Source organism: [Flexibacter] sp. ATCC 35208, assembly GCF_001975825.1.
GTDB lineage: Bacteria > Bacteroidota > Bacteroidia > Chitinophagales > Chitinophagaceae > Chitinophaga.
On the sequence record NZ_MTKN01000169.1, the window covers coordinates 1 to 1,927 of the forward strand.

The window sequence follows — 1,927 nt, forward strand, 5'->3', positions numbered from 1 at the left end:
TGTAAACAACTTCATTATCTGATAGATTGGAAAAATCAGACTCAAACAGATTTCTATAATGTTTCGGGAAAAAAAGATTTATTGAAGAGGCTTAAAGATATTCTTGATGATCAGGATGAAAAAAATCATGAATTGACGGGAGTATGGAATGGAACATATTCCACTGATATTTTTAAAATCCCGATAGCAAAGTGGCATTTTGAATTAAACCAGTATTTTAACTATTAAGCGTTATATGGTTTAGATAAAAAATTAAAGCCTTCAAATCCAATGACTTGAAGGCTTTAATTTTTTCAGCGGAGAGAAGGTTACAACTTTCGACACTTTTTGCCGCCGATTTGGGTAAGATTTCGCAGTTTATTACCAGATATTCCCGGAATTGACCGGAATTTAAATTCAAATGAAATTGAAAACATCTTTTCTGATGAGGGGGTGCTTTATTGGAATAATCAGACAATAAATAAGCTGGCTAATTTTATTCAACATAAAGTGTTTTAAATGTGTATTTATTATAAAAATCGAACTGATCTCTCCTATAGTAGTGAAGAACATATAATTCCCGCTGGATTGGGCGGAATACAAAAACTGCCCAAAAATTTTGTTTCCTCGGAATTCAATAATGATATTTCTAAGTTAGAACGTCCATTTTTACAGGATTCCCTCATATCTGCCCCAAGAGAAATAGTTGGACCGGGAAAACGCGGCAATCTTTCAAGCAAGAAGGAGACCAAAGGGAAAATATGCATCATGAAAAACAATGATGATCATTATTTAGGCTACTTAAAGAAAGGCCGGCCTTATTCTATCCCAACACTAAAAATAAATACTGAAAACGGACAAAGCAAGTTCAGTTTTGATGCAACTGAAACTAATCGGGATACCATACACACCTCTTTTGCTTCTTATTTACAGCAATATGATACTTTAATATTTCGTTCGCTAAAGGATTCAACGTTATCACCGAAGGAGAAATTTATCGGTATTGACGTGGACAAAGATAACCGAGTAATTTGCTATTTGGCTAGTACTAATGGCGATTTAATTTTAAACAATGCAGATAGCCTTAACCTTGCAGAATTTGTGAGAAATATAGCTAGGCAACAAGCTGGTTCGGAAACACATATTCCGATTGTGAGGGGACATGTTGATTGGCGCAATGACTATTTTAGAATATTCGGAAAAATGGCTTTTAATTTCCTGGCATTAGTAAAAGGTTACAATTTCGCAATCCACGCCAACTTTGATGCAATTCGAAATTGGATTGTGAACGGTGGGGAAAATAAATATGTAAAATTCGACAATGAGTCAGGTGATTATTTTTCAACTGTAAATATTGAATTGCCACCATATGCACATACAATACTCCTTGCTGGGGACAATGAATTCCTGGTTGCTACCATAAGACTGTACGAGGGTGCTTCGGTTGAGATACTGTTAGGGGAATCAACCAATTCAGGTATTATAACTGATGGTTTAATTTGCGATTGGCAACAGAGGAAAGAATACAGATTGAACGATTATTTAAAAAACATCTCACAGGGTTCGACCCCATACAACCCCTTACCAGACTGAATTATACCATTTTTGGACAAAAAATTGGCAATTGTATAAAAACAATAAGATCCGCTATAGTAGCGGATCTTATTGTTTCAGCGGGCTGTGAGGGACAAGTTTCGAACCAGTTTATGGATGATTTATCTCATATTCACATATTCCTTAGTAAAATTAATTATTAAAATAGCTGTTTGCGATTGTAATGTATTCGTTTGTTGTGTTATCTGTTAAATTTTAAATGAAGGTAAAATGAGCATATGTGATATAACAAACAGGCTCTATAGAATTTTAAATGGCGTTTTTAATATCTCCTGATCAAATTTATATCATTATGGAATAATCCCTGTATAACATTGTAATCGGCAGATAACAA

2 protein-coding genes are annotated in these 1,927 nt (G+C 34.3%); both read left to right on the forward strand.

What is annotated here, in order from left to right; all coding sequences use genetic code 11:
• A partial coding sequence (locus BW716_RS37970; RefSeq protein ID WP_220388911.1) for a hypothetical protein occupies positions 1-228 on the forward strand: 228 nt, incomplete at its 5' end.
• A 339-nt stretch (positions 229-567) separates the two neighbouring features.
• Positions 568-1,572, forward strand: a complete 1,005-nt coding sequence (locus BW716_RS34870) for a hypothetical protein (protein WP_220388912.1) — start codon at positions 568-570, stop codon at positions 1,570-1,572.
• The last annotated feature ends 355 nt before the right edge of the window (positions 1,573-1,927 follow it).